General features: G+C 41.7%; 15 protein-coding genes, 5 tRNA genes and 1 rRNA gene. 20 read left to right on the forward strand and 1 reads right to left on the reverse strand.

Features of this window, described 5'->3' with window-relative positions; translation table 11 throughout:
* Positions 1–43: 43 nt before the first annotated feature.
* From rrf to DXX92_RS01390, 13 genes are all read left to right on the forward strand, one after another.
* A 5S ribosomal RNA gene (rrf, locus tag DXX92_RS01330) occupies positions 44–158 on the forward strand.
* A gap of 386 nt (positions 159–544) precedes the next feature.
* The gene (locus DXX92_RS01335) at positions 545–1741 is read left to right on the forward strand and encodes an outer membrane beta-barrel protein (RefSeq protein WP_115998777.1); all 1197 of its coding nucleotides are present in this window, start codon (positions 545–547) and stop codon (positions 1739–1741) included.
* Positions 1742–1791: 50 nt separating this feature from the next.
* Entirely contained in the window at positions 1792–2274 is a 483-nt protein-coding gene (locus tag DXX92_RS01340; protein WP_116002254.1) for a polysaccharide biosynthesis/export family protein, read from the forward strand.
* Positions 2271–4433 carry a GumC family protein gene (locus DXX92_RS01345; RefSeq protein WP_115998778.1) on the forward strand — a complete coding sequence of 721 codons (2163 nt, stop codon included), beginning with the start codon at positions 2271–2273 and terminating at the stop codon, positions 4431–4433. The genes DXX92_RS01340 and DXX92_RS01345 overlap by 4 nt, the downstream gene beginning before the upstream one ends.
* 101 nt (positions 4434–4534) lie before the next feature.
* Positions 4535–5560: a UDP-N-acetylmuramate dehydrogenase gene (murB, locus tag DXX92_RS01350; protein WP_115998779.1), complete on the forward strand. Its 1026-nt coding sequence runs from the start codon at positions 4535–4537 to the stop codon at positions 5558–5560.
* Entirely contained in the window at positions 5560–6558 is a 999-nt protein-coding gene (gene birA / locus DXX92_RS01355; protein WP_115998780.1) for a bifunctional biotin--[acetyl-CoA-carboxylase] ligase/biotin operon repressor BirA, read from the forward strand. The genes murB and birA overlap by 1 nt, the downstream gene beginning before the upstream one ends.
* Positions 6548–7312: a type III pantothenate kinase gene (locus tag DXX92_RS01360; protein ID WP_115998781.1), complete on the forward strand. Its 765-nt coding sequence runs from the start codon at positions 6548–6550 to the stop codon at positions 7310–7312. The genes birA and DXX92_RS01360 overlap by 11 nt, the downstream gene beginning before the upstream one ends.
* Before the next feature lie 173 nt (positions 7313–7485).
* Positions 7486–7561: transfer RNA gene (locus DXX92_RS01365), tRNA-Thr, on the forward strand.
* Between the two features lie 42 nt (positions 7562–7603).
* Positions 7604–7688: transfer RNA gene (locus tag DXX92_RS01370), tRNA-Tyr, on the forward strand.
* Between the two features lie 30 nt (positions 7689–7718).
* Positions 7719–7793: transfer RNA gene (locus tag DXX92_RS01375), tRNA-Gly, on the forward strand.
* Between the two features lie 19 nt (positions 7794–7812).
* Positions 7813–7888, forward strand: a tRNA-Thr gene (locus DXX92_RS01380).
* 73 nt (positions 7889–7961) lie between these two features.
* On the forward strand, positions 7962–9146 hold the full coding sequence (gene tuf / locus DXX92_RS01385; protein WP_115998782.1) for an elongation factor Tu: 1185 nt from the start codon (positions 7962–7964) through the stop codon (positions 9144–9146).
* A 665-nt stretch (positions 9147–9811) separates the two neighbouring features.
* Positions 9812–10780, forward strand: coding sequence for a prolyl hydroxylase family protein (locus DXX92_RS01390; RefSeq protein ID WP_115998783.1), 969 nt, complete (start codon positions 9812–9814; stop codon positions 10778–10780).
* 68 nt (positions 10781–10848) lie between these two features.
* On the opposite strand, the gene DXX92_RS01395 is transcribed toward DXX92_RS01390, so the two are convergent.
* Positions 10849–11472, reverse strand: a complete 624-nt coding sequence (locus DXX92_RS01395; protein ID WP_115998784.1) for a YrbL family protein — start codon at positions 11470–11472, stop codon at positions 10849–10851.
* A 267-nt stretch (positions 11473–11739) separates the two neighbouring features.
* Between DXX92_RS01395 and DXX92_RS01400 the strand changes: the two genes are divergently transcribed.
* The 7 genes from DXX92_RS01400 (at position 11740) to rplL (ending at position 15500) form a co-directional block, all read left to right on the forward strand.
* Positions 11740–11816, forward strand: a tRNA-Trp gene (locus DXX92_RS01400).
* An 84-nt stretch (positions 11817–11900) separates the two neighbouring features.
* Positions 11901–12281, forward strand: a complete 381-nt coding sequence (secE, locus tag DXX92_RS01405) for a preprotein translocase subunit SecE (protein ID WP_115998785.1) — start codon at positions 11901–11903, stop codon at positions 12279–12281.
* Positions 12282–12284: 3 nt separating this feature from the next.
* Positions 12285–12863, forward strand: a complete 579-nt coding sequence (gene nusG / locus DXX92_RS01410) for a transcription termination/antitermination protein NusG (protein WP_115998786.1) — start codon at positions 12285–12287, stop codon at positions 12861–12863.
* 207 nt (positions 12864–13070) lie between these two features.
* On the forward strand, positions 13071–13499 hold the full coding sequence (gene rplK / locus DXX92_RS01415) for a 50S ribosomal protein L11 (RefSeq protein WP_115998787.1): 429 nt from the start codon (positions 13071–13073) through the stop codon (positions 13497–13499).
* Positions 13500–13503: 4 nt separating this feature from the next.
* Complete coding sequence (gene rplA / locus DXX92_RS01420) at positions 13504–14199, forward strand: 50S ribosomal protein L1 (RefSeq protein WP_115998788.1); 696 nt, start codon at positions 13504–13506, stop codon at positions 14197–14199.
* Positions 14200–14552: 353 nt separating this feature from the next.
* On the forward strand, positions 14553–15047 hold the full coding sequence (rplJ, locus tag DXX92_RS01425) for a 50S ribosomal protein L10 (protein WP_115998789.1): 495 nt from the start codon (positions 14553–14555) through the stop codon (positions 15045–15047).
* 84 nt (positions 15048–15131) lie between these two features.
* Positions 15132–15500: a 50S ribosomal protein L7/L12 gene (gene rplL / locus DXX92_RS01430; protein WP_115998790.1), complete on the forward strand. Its 369-nt coding sequence runs from the start codon at positions 15132–15134 to the stop codon at positions 15498–15500.
* The last annotated feature ends 58 nt before the right edge of the window (positions 15501–15558 follow it).

Consider the following 15558-nt stretch of genomic DNA (forward strand, 5'->3'; position numbering starts at 1 on the left):
TGAATAACGATATATATTAATTTCCAAATTGTAACTTTTTTCGCCTAGCGACAATAGCGTTGTAGAACCACCTGACCCCATGCCGAACTCAGAAGTGAAATGCAACTGCGCCGATGGTAGTGTGGGAGGTCCCATGTGAGAGTAGGTCATCGCTAGGCATCTAATTAGAGAAACCCGTAGCTAACGCTACGGGTTTTTTTGCTTATATAGCCTTTAAAAATTTTACTGCAGCATTGCTCAGTGATATTACTCTTTTAGCACCACCTTAGCACTCGACAAACATCTATGTAGAGAATGTGCTCATGAATTAGAAAAGATCGGAATAACAGATATTGAGATCCCTTGTCTACTATAGGCTAGCTTATCCATGCCGTTTTGAGTCTTTTAGCTAAGAGCACAGCGAACTTATATATTTAGCCTCTGAGCAAAGAGTAAACAGAGTAATTGATACATAAGTACAATTGACTAGAAGGAGCAAAATACGGGTTAGAAAAGCATTTCATTTAACAAGCCATTAACGCATAATGAAAATAAAAAATAAATTATGCAGTACTTATATTCATTTTTAGCTATATCTTTAATAGCTTCTTTTCCTGCTTTTGCAGAGAGCGTCAAGCGCACAGATTCTAATTTTAACTTTCCCTTCGTAGAGGGTAATCAATTAGATATCGAGCTTGGGCTTGAAACTGATCATATCGATAACTTCCTTAATCAAAAACAAGATAAGCAATCGACGACAGCATATGCGTTAAGTGCCCATGGTTTTGCTCAATTTCATGATGATGACCATTTGCTGCAAAGCTATGCCAATATCGATACCAAGTTTTTTGATAATTTTGAGGAAGACGATCACACTGACGTGACATTACTAGGAAAATATTTTTATCGACTGATGCCAGCACATCGACTGTTAATTTCCTCATCGTTTGATAAGCGCTACGAATATAGGGGCACAGGTCTTTCTAGAGGAATAGCAAATACTTTCAGCAAGGGTGATACTAAAGAAAATACGTTAGTTAATCTTGGCTATCAAATTGGCAATCTAAATAGCGTAAGTCGTTTTAACGCGATTATTGGCTCAGAGCAAAGTGAATATTCAACGAGAAGAGCTGTGACTAATATTTATGATTACCAGCGACTATTTACTCAATTAGATCTTGATTACCTTATCACTGGTAAATCGTATTTGGCCTTTGATTTAGGTTTTAATGACTTTGCTTATGATAACAACAGAGCTTCAGATAGAACTGAGGCTAGAGCTTTAGTCGGCGCAAAATGGTCACCAAACCAAGCGAGTAGCTTAGCCATTTTACTTGGCTACCAAGCCGTAGACTTTGAGAGCCTTGATAGAAAAGAACAGGATTTTGCTTGGCAAGGCAGTTATGACTGGAGACCGACTGAGCGTTTTCGTTTATCGCTAATAACAGCTAGGAAGTCAGAGGTAGAAAACGAGCAAGAAAGTGAAGCAAAGATAACCGACACATACCAAGCTAGCTTAACCTACTTATTTAATGAGCGTTGGCAATTTAATACGTTAGTTCAATTTGAGCGTAAAGACACTTTGCTACGCAACGCTAGCAGATTAGACAAAGAACTACAGCTTAGCTCAAGTGTGAGCTATCAACTCAATTCAAGTTTTACAATAGTTGGTCGATATCAATATATAGAAAGCAATAGTGACTTTTCTCCTTTTGATTATGAGCGTCAACAATTAGGTGTAAGCTTGAGCTACGATCTTTAATACTTATGCGACTAAAAAACATACTGATTTTGCTGTTGAGTACGGTTTTTATGTATACTGCGGTTGCTAGCTCTTTTAACTATGAGTTAGGAGCCGGAGATAAAATTCTTATCACCGTATATGATGAGCCTGACCTGCGTACCGAGGTTAAGGTGAATAAATCTGGGCTAGTATCATTTCCATTTTTGGATGATATTAACGTGTTGGGTATTACGCCTGAAGCGCTCGAAAAAAGAATAACGGACGGTTTAAAAGGGGATTACTTAATTCACCCACAGGTATCCGTATCGATAGTTGAATATCGTCCCTTCTTTATTCATGGAGAAGTTAAGCGCCCTGGTGGGTATGCATATCAAGACGATTTAAGATTGGATAAAGCGTTGGCACTTGCTGGAGGTTTAAGTGCTAGAGCATCAAAATCTGCATGGCAGATTACGCGAGAAGTTGACGGAAAAACAATAACAATAACCGCTGATATCGCGACCATAGTGTTGCCTGATGATATCATTAAAATAGAGCAGAGTTTCTTTTGAGCAATATAGACAGTACTGCCCAAACATATGCTTTTAGTGATGATGACGTATCGCTTAAAGAGTTGCTAAGTCCACTTTGGAATCGCCGTTGGCAAATACTGTCGCTTACCTTATTAATCACACTAATTGTTGCTTTTTACGCCAGTATATTAAAGCCAAAATATCAAAGCAGCGCTATTTTACAAATAGGTAGTAGTTTAGCCGCTAATACGCTATCCATTAACGAAGCCTTCAATAGTACTAATGCGTCTGATGAGCTAATAAAAACTCAATATGAAATACTGCGTTCTCGAAAGTTTGCAGAACGTGTTGTCTCAGAACTCAACTTAATGCAGCACCCCGAATTTAGGGTGAATAAATTTAATGAGAAGCTGCCATTTCTTAAGCAAGATATTAGCAAGTTACCTATACCAGCCCTGCCTGATGTGGTTGATCGTTTTCGAACGCAACTGACAATTAGCCCAATCGCATCGACAGAGCTAGTGAAAATAACCTTCAAGTCTTATTACCCCGAGCTGTCTATGCAGGTGGCGAATCAGGTCGGCCAAACATATTTAGAGTATCAAGACGAGATACACAGCTCGACTAAAGAAAATACCTCGCAATGGCTTGTTGATCAACTTGAAGAGCTAGGGAAAAAGCTAGAATCTTCTGAGCTCGCTTTACAGAACTTTATAGAAGCAGAAGGTTTGGTCGATGTTAATGGTATTTCAGGCCTAGTAAGTGATGAAATTGGCGCCTTAACCGCGGAGAGTATAGCGGCTGAGAAAGCACTTGATGATTTGAAGGTGACGCACCTATTCATTGAAAAGCATATCAATGAGCCAGAAAAGCTAGCTGGCCTTAAAGAGATCAATACCAATAGCACGTATTTGCAGCTCAAAAGCAATGAAGAGCGTGTTAGTCGAAAGCTGTCTGAGTTGTCGCGCCGCTATGGTCCTAAGCACCCTAAACGTATTGCGGTAGATACAGAATTAACAACTTTACAATTAAGAATTCTTGAGCAGATTAATACACGAGTACAGTCAATAGAAAAAGATTATCTAACGACTATTGAAAAGGTGAAGGCGACTAAGCAGCGTTTAGCGAAAGCCAAGTCTGACTTTCTTCGTTTGAGCCGACTAAAAAATCAATTCTCTCAACTCCAGCGTGAAGTAGAAACGAATAAAGAATTGTATAGTAGTTACCTTGTGCGCTTAAAAGAAACAGACGCAATGGGCAACTACACAGCAACGTTTTACGTGCGTTTTCTGGATAAAGCCATTATTCCAAAGTCACCATTCTCACCACGCAAGTCGTTATTTGTCGCGATCAGCTTTGTGCTCTCTTTTATTGCTATTTCTATTTACATTGTGATGAGAGAGTTATTGGTTGATACCTTAAATTCTCGACGCAAGCTTGAAAGCTTTAATGAAGCACCAGTATTAGCCGTACTGCCTCGGTTTAAGCAACGCACAACCAAAGGTGAAGATAAGTACATTACTGATAATCGCTTTGTCGAGGCAGTTCGTACATTGCGCACCTCGTTATTATTTAATAGCGAGAAAAAACCACCTAAGGTGATTGCCGTTACATCTTCTGTGCCGAATGAAGGCAAGTCCACCGTGGCATTACATCTTGCGCGTTCTTACAGCGAAATGGAAAAAGTGTTACTGATAGAGGCCGATATGCGTCACCCAACGGTAGCTAAAAACCTTAACTTAGATCCGTTCCGCCCGGGCTTATCAAACTTATTGGCGAAAACGCACCAGATAAATGAGTGTATTGTCAGAGACAAACATGCCAAATTAGATATTCTAACCTCAGGTATCTCACCTGCTAACCCATTAGCATTTTTATCGATGAAGCGCTTTGATATGCTGATCAAAGTGTTTGGTAATTTCTACGATCGCATTATTATCGAGACACCACCGGTTAATGCAGTGAGCGATGCGGTGATTATCTCTCGTTTGGTGGAAAGTGTGCTTTATGTGGTGCATGGTACTAAAACTAAACGTGAACAAATTACTTCTGGGTTAAGAATGCTTAACCAAGTGAAAGCACCCATTGAGGGGATAGTGATCAACCAAAGTGAGAGCATAGACACTTCCCGATACCAGAATAAGTATTACAATGAGCGTGCTAACATAATAAAATTACCGGTACGTAAACAGGCATAACCTGTTCCTAATATCTAACCGAGCTTGCATAGTATTTCGCACAGTAGTTTGCATAGGTATCAAAATCGGTTCAAAACACGACATTACGAAGTTTTCACTTTATGCAAAACCTGCTTGCTGGCAGTGTCCGGCACCTCAACAGTATGGCAATAGATAGCCATTGCTCTAAATTAATCGAAATTAGCACACTGGCTGAGCTAGCTGAATTAACTATCCCTGATGAACCCTTTTATATTTTGGGCGAGGGTAGTAATACCTTATTTGTCGAATCAAATACGCCAACCTTGTTAAAGCCAAAGCTAAAAGGTATTGAGGTGACTGAGCAGCAAGATAAGTTTGTGCTAAACATTGGTGCTGGTGAAAACTGGCATGAGTTGGTCGAATACACAGTAACCCAAGGTATGCCAGGGTTAGAGAACCTAGCGCTTATTCCTGGTAGTGTCGGTGCAGCACCTGTCCAGAATATTGGTGCTTATGGCGTTGAGTTAGCTGACTTTTGCCATAGCGTTACTTGGTTTGATTTTGCGACAAAACAGCTTCAAACATTATCGGCAGCCGAGTGCCTATTTGGTTACCGTGAGAGTGTTTTCAAACATGCGCTTAAAGGAAAGGGTATTATAGCGTCAGTCACGCTAGCACTACCGAAAAACTGGCAACCTGTGCTCTCTTATGCTGGATTAAATACATTGCCTGAAAATGTCGACGCTAAAACTATCATGGCTAAGGTAATTGACATTCGAAATAGCAAGCTGCCTAACCCTATTGAATTACCAAACAATGGTAGCTTCTTTAAGAATCCCATAGTTGATACAAAGCATTTTGAACAGTTACAGCAAGATTACCCTGATATGCCTTTTTATACACAGACCAATAACCAAGTAAAACTTGCAGCTGGCTGGCTGATAGAAAAGGTTGGCTTAAAAGGTTACCGAGCAGGTGATGCAGGGGTACATGAAAAACAAGCTTTGGTACTCGTTAATTTTGGTCAAGCATCAGGTGAAGATATAGTGCAGCTAGCGCAACTGGTGATTGCTAAAGTCTTCGCAAAATTTGCTGTGCAACTAGAGCCTGAAGTTAGGCTGATCGGTAAAGGCGGTGAGTGTTCACTTACTGATAGTGTCAGCTAATGTCTAAATCTGTTCGAGAAAAACTGATCCAAGCACTGGCCAGCGGTAAATTTGTCTCTGGTCAAGATATTGCTGATGAGCTTAGCGTGTCACGCGCGGCGATTTCCAAGCAGGTAACTGTGCTGCAACAAATGGGGTTAGATATTTTTAAAGTACGCGGCAAAGGTTATCAACTAGCCAAACCTCTCGTCTTATTGGATAAGGTATCAATTAGCGATGCGCTTGCGCAGCTTTCAGCATCCAATAGTGTAGAAGTACATACGCTGATAGATTCAACCAATGATTATTTGTTGCGTAAATTACCCAACCAAGTAGAGCCGGGGCAGGTTTGTATTGCCGAATATCAAAGTCAGGGGCGTGGTCGTCGTGGTCGTCAATGGATTTCACCATTTGGCTCACACTTATACCTGTCTTACTATCACTATTTAGCGGATGGCATGTCATCCGCTATGGGACTAAGTTTATTAACTGCACTGGCTATTAGCGATGCAATCAATGCGCTTTACAATGTTCAAGTGCAATTAAAATGGCCAAATGATGTTTATTTAGATGGGGTAAAACTCGCTGGCATTTTAATTGATCTAGAAGGACAGGCCAGTGGTGCTTGTCATAGCGTGATAGGCATTGGCTTAAATCTAAATATGCCAGAGCAAGCCGCAAGTGAAATTAATCAACCTTGGACAGATCTGCAGCGTCATCTATCCCAATCAGCTGAATCGCAAATCGATCGAAACCAATTAGCGGTTGCGATAATTGTCGCGTTAAACCAACGATTGGCTCAACAAGAGGCGCAAGGTATAGATGCTATGTTGGCTGACTGGCATCAACAGGATTTATTTCTAAACCAGCCTGTACGCTTGATCACTGGCGATAAAGAGCAACAGGGTATTTGCCGTGGTGTTAACGCTCAGGGGGCACTGTTATTTGAACAAAGTGGTCAAGTAAAGCCTGTATATGGTGGTGAAGTGAGTTTACGAGGCAGTAACTTTGAGTCATAAATCTATTGCTAAGCAGCTTCTAATTGATATCGGTAATACCCGTACCAAGTACTGCTTTGTCATTAATGGCGAATTACAACCTGTAAGTTACTGCGATAATCAAGGCTTATCAGCACAGTGGTTTAGCCAACATTGGCTTGATGTAGAGCAAATCGTCTTTGCCAGTGTGGCTCAGCAAGGCTTCTCAAGTCTGTTGACTCAATGGGCAGAGCAAAATCGTATTCCTTGTTTGCAAGTTACTTCACCAGTGCAAGCTTTTGGTGTCGTTAATGGTTATGACAATCATCGGCAACTAGGGGTAGATCGCTGGCTAGCGGTTCTTGGCGCCCATAAACGCTTTCCTAACCAAAACTGTATTATTGTAGATGCAGGTACAGCAACCACTATTGATTACTTAGATAGGGCAGGGCAGCACCAAGGGGGCTGGATTCTGGCAGGTATCGAGACTTTATTTACCAGTATTCAAGCCAATACTGCGAATGTACAAGGTGAACAATTAGATATTGAAAAGCTAGCGTTTGGCCAAAATACCAATGACAACTTAGCGCAAGCAGCGTGGGCATCAACACTAGGGCTAATTCAACAGGCAATTCAATTAGCTGAGCAGCAAGGTGCTTCTATTGACCAAGTTTTTTTGACAGGTGGCAATGGCCAGCAATTAGCTGAAATGTTAGCAGCACAGCATATTCCGACTAGCTACCTGCCTTTGTTAGTCTTTGAAGGTTTAAGTTGCTATTTAACGGATAGTGAATAAAAGGCAAAGCGATTAAACTTTGCGCTGTTATCACTGGTTTAGTGTAGTTAGATGTTTATTAGTAAAAGCTTTCGCGTAAAAAAGCAGCAAACAAACCAAAATCGTAAGTTTTTTAAAAACAGCTATTGCAAGCACAAAAACATTACACTAGAATGCGCACCACTTAATGTAGTGCCGACTTAGCTCAGTTGGTAGAGCAACTGACTTGTAATCAGTAGGTCGCCAGTTCGACTCCGGCAGTCGGCACCATTAATTTTCTTCTTGCCAGCAAGAAGAAAGTAAAAGATTATTGGAGGGGTTCCCGAGTGGCCAAAGGGATCAGACTGTAAATCTGACGGCTCCGCCTTCGGTGGTTCGAATCCACCTCCCTCCACCATTTTTTGCAGAGATAGTCTGGTTATAGTAAGCGGGTGTCGTATACTGGCTATTACCTTAGCCTTCCAAGCTAATGAAGCGGGTTCGATTCCCGCCACCCGCTCCATCTTTGTAAGTATGTGTGTGCTGATATAGCTCAGTTGGTAGAGCGCACCCTTGGTAAGGGTGAGGTCGGCAGTTCGAATCTGCCTATTAGCACCAGTTCTTAGATCCTCTATTCCCTCGCTATCTTTTAAATTCATTTATAACTTAATTTACCTTGAGGTATTTAAAAGTGGCTAAAGAAAAATTTGAACGTTCGAAACCGCACGTAAACGTTGGTACTATCGGACACGTTGACCACGGTAAAACTACTTTAACAGCTGCTATCTCTGCAGTACTAACAAAAACTCACGGTGGTGAAGTTCGTGATTTCGCTCAAATCGATAACGCTCCAGAAGAGCGTGAGCGTGGTATTACAATCAATACTTCTCACATCGAGTACGATACAGAAACACGTCACTACGCACACGTAGACTGTCCAGGTCACGCCGATTATGTTAAAAACATGATCACTGGTGCTGCTCAAATGGACGGCGCAATCTTAGTATGTGCTGCGACTGATGGTCCTATGCCACAAACTCGTGAGCACATCCTTCTTTCTCGCCAAGTAGGTGTACCTTACATTATCGTATTCTTAAACAAGTGTGACATGGTAGACGACGAAGAGCTACTTGAGCTTGTAGAGATGGAAGTTCGTGAACTTCTTTCAGAATACGACTTCCCAGGTGACGACTTACCAGTAATCCAAGGTTCTGCATTAGGCGCACTTAACGGTGAAGCACAATGGGAAGAGAAAATCCTTGAGCTTGCTAACCAGTTAGACACTTACATTCCAGAGCCAGAGCGTGCAATCGACGGTGACTTCATCTTACCAATCGAAGACGTATTCTCAATCCAAGGTCGTGGTACTGTAGTAACAGGTCGTGTTGAGCGTGGTATCATCACAGTAGGTGACGACGTAGAAATCGTAGGTATCAAAGAAACTACAACTACTACTTGTACTGGTGTTGAAATGTTCCGTAAGCTTCTTGACGAAGGTCGTGCGGGTGAGAACTGTGGTGTTCTTCTTCGTGGTACTAAGCGTGACGAAGTACAACGTGGTCAAGTACTAGCTAAGCCTGGTTCAATCACTCCACACACTAAGTTCGAGTCTGAAGTTTACGTACTTACTAAAGACGAAGGTGGCCGTCACACGCCATTCTTCAAAGGCTACCGTCCACAGTTCTACTTCCGTACAACTGACATCACTGGTGCTGTAGAGCTTCCAGAAGGTGTAGAAATGGTAATGCCAGGCGACAACTTGAAGTTTGTTGTTGAGCTAATCAACCCAATCGCGATGGACGAAGGTTTACGCTTCGCTATCCGTGAAGGTGGCCGCACAGTAGGTGCTGGTGTTGTATCTAAAATCATCGACTAATATCGATAGATTCTAGAATACACAACGAAGAAGGTCGCGCAAGCGGCCTTTTTTGCGTTTAGGGTTTAGTAAAGTGGTGATGCAACTTAAAGCTGGCAAAGTAGGTGCTGATGTTGTATCGCTATACCTAAGAGAAGCATCGACTAAACTCGATAGATGCTAGAATACACGTTGAGAAGGTCGCGCAAGCGGCCTTTTTTGCGTCTAGGGTTTAGTAAATTGTGGTGCTATTTAAAGCGGCTGAAATAATACGCTGATGCTAGTTGCTGGCGTTGTATCGCTACACCTAAGAGACGCATCGACTAATATCGATAGATTCTAAAATACACGTTGAGAAGGTCGCGCAAGCGGCCTTTTTTGCATTTGGCGTATAGTAAATTTTTGTTGCAACAGAGCCAATGGTATTAGGCACTGGCGTTGTATCGCTATACCTGAGACATGCATAAACCAGTATCGATAGACTCGAGAATATACGCTGAGAAGGTCGCGCAAGCGGCCTTTTTTGCGTTTGGGGCTTAGTAAAATTGTAGGGCTAGCCAGATTTGCTAGAGGGGGCACTGAATTTGTCGGTTTGAGAATATGGTGATAGCGACAATTTGAGCTTAATCATCTAAGTATCATCTTTAGGTGTTTATCTTGCTGAAATTCCTTTAAGCTTGCCAGCTATGCGCTTATTAGAATGTTTAGAAGAAAAGAATGCCGGTTACCTGCAAAAGAAAACCGTGCTAGCTATCGCCAATCGCGATCAGCAATTTTCCTTAGAATGGTTTGTTCATACCGTTAGAAGTCCTGCATTATTTGAAGAGCAAGTGTTGGCCTGTGCATTCGCACTTAAGTGGCAGCTGATCTCCCTTGAGCAGCTTGCTAGTTTGTTTGGCGATAATGCTCCTGAATCTGTTGACCAAAAATCTGTAGACCATGTATTAATCGACAACTCAGTATCAACTGAGTCAATAGACCTTAATATACTGTATCGAACGCTGGGCTATGTCAGCGCAATTGTGAATTGGCAGGGAGAAAAGAGCTGTCACGATAATATTGCGGCTACAGCGATATCAAAGCTCCCTGAGAATTTGTTTAACAATGTCCGTCAGCAAGTCACGCCGCAGTTAAAAGATGTTACCTTATTTGGTGCTCAGGGCGCTGGTAGCAAAGATGCGTCTATTCGCAATAACAGTAATTTCTATACACCATTACCTAATGTATCGCTTGAGTTAGCGATCATGGAACGCCTAACTGCGAACATGGTTGGTACAGACATTCGTTATGCCGAGCCGCCAGTTATCTTACGTTATTTACCGGGCCAATATTATCATTGGCATTATGATCATATTTACCCTCATAACGATAACATCCAGCAGCAAATTACCCAGTTTGGCCAACGTGTAACAACGGGCATATTAAACTTAAACGATGATTTCGCTGGCGGGCAAACTGAGTTTAAAGTACCTCAACTGTCGTTATCACCCATAACAGGACAAATCATTGCTTTTAGTAATGTTGATGATAACGGTGAACGATCGGTACAAAGTATTCATCGCGGTGCACCTGTTGAATCGGGTGAAAAATGGGTGATGACGCTTTGGTTTAGAGATAAACCTTTTTGGCTTCGCAATTGCTTGCTAGATGGCTAGCAAGCGCTAAACTGTGATTGCTGAATGCAGAGTGTAAATACAATCTGACTTCCGTTATTTTCTTACTATTAGGCATTTAATACATCATCAATTAGAGACTCAGATAACCCTTCGTATTTTGCTTGCATATCAGTGAGCATTTTATGCCATTTACGTCTGATTTTTCTTATGGTTAATGCGGTTGTTAGTTCTGAAACTTTAAGCCATTCCGAGTTACCTATGTCGTCGATTATGGTTAATTTAAAGTTGTCTGGCGCGCCGGTAAGCACAATATTTCTGGGCAATAGTGATGTTGTCACTATTCTGTTATTTACCATGTAAGCGAATAACGCTCTTAGTGCGATTACTAGCTGATTTTGATAGTCGTGAACAAAGTTTTCCTGCTGTAAGTAGTGCTCTAAATTCCTGGCGATTTCGCCACCAGTATCGCGAATCACTTGGTAAATACTACCTGTGCCTAGATTGGTTTGAACATCACCGTGGTACTGGCATAAATGCGACCATGAAATGTTATTTTTGACTAATTTTTTGTAGTAAGTATTTTCACGTTCAATACTACGCAATATTCCTCGTTGCCTTTTTAGTTGATTTTGCAATGGAATTTTCACACATAGATCAGGGTTGCGAGGATGCAAATAGCACTTTCGAGTGGTACCTTGAGCGAAATATAAGGTGTTATCTAAAATGAGCACGGTATATCAATAGAATTAGTCATTATGGTCTTGAAAGTGTGGGCAATTAACGGTTTATCAAGATCTCGATGTTGTTAATGCGATATTTTATTCTCAAATTAAGCATTGGCATTGGGCAAATATCGCTTGAGTAAAATACTTGACTCAGTATAATGTCGCTTCACTTCTCGTGTTAGTCTTAATTTTTCCCAAACAAACTAAGAATCACCCGACAAGTGTAACCAAATTTTGGTTGAGAACTTCTATATGAAGTTCGTTAAAAGACGAAGGGGTATAGTTCCAATTGGTAGAACAGCGGTCTCCAAAACCGACGGTTGGGAGTTCGAATCTCTCTACCCCTGCCAAATTTAAGTACAACGGTTGTACTGTAGCCTTTGCTTTTGCAAAGGTTGGTTTGTCTAGCTAGACGGAAAATACAGGTCGAATTTATGAATGCAAGTGCAGAAAACCAAGAAACTGGTTCTCTTGATGGAGTAAAGTGGGGCGTAATCTTCCTGCTATTAGGTGGTGCCGTTGTCGGTAACTTTTACTTTGCTGAGCAGTCAGTTCTGTTCCGCGCAATTGGCGTTGTTGCAGCGATTATTGTTGCCGGTCTAGTTGCCATGCAAACCGAAAAAGGTCGCACTTTTGTTGCCTTTGCCAAAGAGTCTCGTACGGAAGTACGCAAAGTTGTTTGGCCAACACGTCAAGAAGCCGTGCAAACAACAGGCATCGTATTAGTTGCTACCCTTATTATGTCATTATTGTTATGGGGTCTAGACTCAGTATTGTTCTGGGTAGTAGGTTTCATCACTGGTTTACAGGTATAGAGAATGTCTGAAGAAACGTTAACTGAAAGCGTAACTGGCGAAAACAAACCAAAACTACGTTGGTATGTTGTACAAGCGTTTTCAGGCTATGAAGCGCGTGTTCAAAAAACACTTTTAGAGCACATTGAAATTCACGGCTTAGAAGATAAGTTCGGTCAGGTACTTGTACCTACTGAAGAAGTTGTGGAAATGCGCGCTGGTCAAAAGCGTAAGTCAGCACGTAAATTCTTCCCAGGCTATGTTCTAGTTGAAATGGCAATGGATGAAGAAGCATGGCACTTAGTGAAGTCTGTACCACGTGTACTTGGTTTTATTGGCGGTACTTCAGATCGTCCAATGCCGATCACTAAAAAAGAAGCGGATCGCATTTTACAGCGTCTTGAAGAAACAGATGCACCTAAGCCGAAAACATTGTTTGAAGTGGGTGAAGTGGTTCGTGTTATCGATGGTCCATTTGCTGACTTCAACGGTGTGGTTGAAGAGCTTGACTATGAGAAGAACCGCATCAAGGTATCGGTACTTATTTTTGGTCGTTCAACACCAGTTGATTTGGAATTTGGCCAAGTTGAGAAGAGCGAATAATATTATTTTATAGCTCTTTGCGATAAGCATAAAAAAGATCTTGAAACGGCAGCGTTGATTAATTTATAATCCGCTGCCGTTTTTATTTGAGCGAATGAAAATTTGTTCTAAAAACGCAAATTTATTAACCGGGGAGCTAACACATTTCCTATGTGTCGTGTTCGAAAGAACTAGCGATAACCACCCATAACAAAGGTATTTTTAAAGATGGCTAAAAAAGTCCAAGCTTTAATCAAGCTACAAGTAGCTGCTGGTGCAGCTAACCCGTCACCACCAGTTGGTCCAGCTCTTGGTCAACACGGTGTGAACATCATGGAATTCTGTAAAGCGTTCAACGCAAAAACAGATTCTTTAGACAAAGGCGCTCCAGTTCCAGTAGTAATTACTGTATACAATGACCGTTCTTTCACGTTCGAAACTAAGACTCCACCTGCATCTTACTTACTTAAGAAAGCTGCTGGTATCAAGTCAGGTTCAGGTCGTCCTAACACTGAAAAAGTAGGTACTGTTACACGTGCTCAACTTGAAGAAATCGTTAAGATGAAAGAACCAGATCTTACAGCAGGCGACATGGACGCAGCTGTACGTACTATCGCGGGTTCTGCTCGTGCAATGGGCTTAGTGGTAGAGGGTTAATCGAATGGCTAAATTATCAAAGCGCGCTCGTCTTATCCGTGAAAAAGTAGACGTATTAAAAGATTACGAAATCAACGAAGCTATCACTCTTCTTAAAGAACTTGCTACTGCTAAGTTCAACGAAAGTGTAGACGTTGCTGTAAACCTTGGCATCGATGCTCGTAAATCAGACCAAAACGTTCGTGGTGCTACAGTATTACCACACGGTACTGGTCGTTCTGTTCGCGTTGCTGTTTTCACTCAAGGTGCAAACGCAGACAAAGCGAAAGAAGCTGGTGCTGACGTAGTTGGTATGGAAGACCTTGCTGAGCAAGTTAAAGCAGGTCAAATGGACTTCGACGTAGTAATTGCAACTCCTGATGCAATGCGCGTAGTTGGTCAGTTAGGTCAAATCTTAGGTCCACGTGGCCTTATGCCTAACCCGAAAGTTGGTACTGTAACTCCTGACGTAGTTGCTGCGGTTAACAACGCAAAAGCTGGTCAAATCCGTTACCGTAACGACAAAAACGGCATCATCCATACAACTATCGGTAAGGTTGATTTCGAAGACGCTAAGTTACAAGAGAACTTAGAAGCATTGTTGGAAGCGCTTAAGAAGGCTAAGCCAGCAAACGCTAAAGGTCAATTCATCAAGAAGATTTCAGTATCTACTACTATGGGTGCTGGCGTTTCAGTTGAACAAGGTTCGCTAAACTTCTAATCTTCTCGAGTAGAAACTTTACAGGGGTGAATTATTGAACTATAATTTTGCCCCTTTATTTTGGTAGGAGCTGGGCGACTTATCCAAATTAACTCGTTTAAACGGGTTGAATCGGTTAAATCAAACAGTCCCGTCAAAGACCGTAGGTGAGTAGTAAACGGTTAAATACTGCGTATTAAACTGGCTTACGTATTCTTAATTAATGCCTGCGTAGATGGTGATTACCGTGAAATTTCCTTAAATTTCTGGTCCTCGCCGTAATGGCCTAGACGGATTGGTCTGTGTAATAGCATGACTAATTGGTTTAGGGGATATGAATTACCGGTTTAACCGGTGAACCAGGAGTAAAGCCAATGGCTATCAATCTTGATGACAAAAAAGCAATTGTTGCTGAAGTTCAAGAAGCTGCCGCTGGCGCTCAGTCAGCTGTTGTTGCCGATTCTCGCGGTGTAACAGTTGAAGCGATTACTGCATTGCGTAAGCAAGCACGTGAAAACGGTGTATGGATGAAAGTTGTTCGTAACACCCTAGCACGTCGCGCAGTAGAAGGTACTCCATTCGAGTGTTTGAAAGATTCATTCGTTGGTCCTTCACTAATCGCATTCTCTAGCGAGCACCCAGGTGCTGCTGCACGTATTTTCTCTGATTTCGCCAAAGAAAACGAAATCTTTGAATTAAAAACTGCAGCGTACGAAGGTGATGTAGTAGACGTAGCTATGTTAGCTAAGTTACCTACATACGACGAAGCTATCGCTAAGTTAATGAGCGCAATGAAAGAAGCATCTGCAGGCAAACTTGTTCGTACAATTGCAGCAGTTCGCGATCAGAAAGAGTCAGAAGCTGCGTAATTTTACATTACACATACGCGGTTTTTGTTTTAATAGTTATTTATCAAACAGTTTTAAACTGTTTTATTTGTAGGAAATTGAATTATGTCTATTTCTAAAGACGATATCCTAAACGCTATTGCTGAAATGTCAGTAATGGAAGTTGTTGAATTAGTAGAAGCAATGGAAGAGAAGTTCGGCGTAACTGCTGCAGCTGCTGTTGTTGCTGCTGGTGGTGATGCAGGCGGTGCTGCTGCTGAGCAAACTGAATTCGACGTAATCCTAGAAAGCTTCGGTGGCAACAAAGTTGCTGTAATCAAAGCTGTTCGTGGTGCTACAGGTCTTGGCCTTAAAGAAGCAAAAGAAGTTGTTGAATCAGCTCCTAAAGCTCTTAAAGAAGGTGTTGAGAAGGCAGAAGCTGAAGCTCTTAAAGCTGAACTTGAAGAAGCAGGCGCTACTGTTGTTATCAAGTAATCTGTCACCTGACAGATTAGCTGCCTAATCAGGCAATGGCTGGTGATTTAAACGTCAC

Origin of the sequence: Thalassotalea euphylliae, from assembly GCF_003390395.1 — a bacterium.
Taxonomy (GTDB): Bacteria; Pseudomonadota; Gammaproteobacteria; order Enterobacterales; family Alteromonadaceae; genus Thalassotalea_F; species Thalassotalea_F euphylliae_C.

What these genes read in the sequence shown, in the direction of transcription:
- birA (WP_115998780.1), top strand. Translation starts at nt 5,560, where the DNA reads ATGTCTAAATCTGTTCGAGAAAAACTGATCCAAGCACTGGCCAGCGGT.
- DXX92_RS01340 (WP_116002254.1), top strand. Translation starts at nt 1,792, where the DNA reads ATGTATACTGCGGTTGCTAGCTCTTTTAACTATGAGTTAGGAGCCGGA.
- rplL (WP_115998790.1), top strand. Translation starts at nt 15,132, where the DNA reads ATGTCTATTTCTAAAGACGATATCCTAAACGCTATTGCTGAAATGTCA.
- rplA (WP_115998788.1), top strand. Translation starts at nt 13,504, where the DNA reads ATGGCTAAATTATCAAAGCGCGCTCGTCTTATCCGTGAAAAAGTAGAC.
- rplJ (WP_115998789.1), top strand. Translation starts at nt 14,553, where the DNA reads ATGGCTATCAATCTTGATGACAAAAAAGCAATTGTTGCTGAAGTTCAA.
- DXX92_RS01335 (WP_115998777.1), top strand. Translation starts at nt 545, where the DNA reads ATGCAGTACTTATATTCATTTTTAGCTATATCTTTAATAGCTTCTTTT.
- rplK (WP_115998787.1), top strand. Translation starts at nt 13,071, where the DNA reads ATGGCTAAAAAAGTCCAAGCTTTAATCAAGCTACAAGTAGCTGCTGGT.
- DXX92_RS01390 (WP_115998783.1), top strand. Translation starts at nt 9,812, where the DNA reads ATGCGCTTATTAGAATGTTTAGAAGAAAAGAATGCCGGTTACCTGCAA.
- nusG (WP_115998786.1), top strand. Translation starts at nt 12,285, where the DNA reads ATGTCTGAAGAAACGTTAACTGAAAGCGTAACTGGCGAAAACAAACCA.
- secE (WP_115998785.1), top strand. Translation starts at nt 11,901, where the DNA reads ATGAATGCAAGTGCAGAAAACCAAGAAACTGGTTCTCTTGATGGAGTA.
- murB (WP_115998779.1), top strand. Translation starts at nt 4,535, where the DNA reads ATGCAAAACCTGCTTGCTGGCAGTGTCCGGCACCTCAACAGTATGGCA.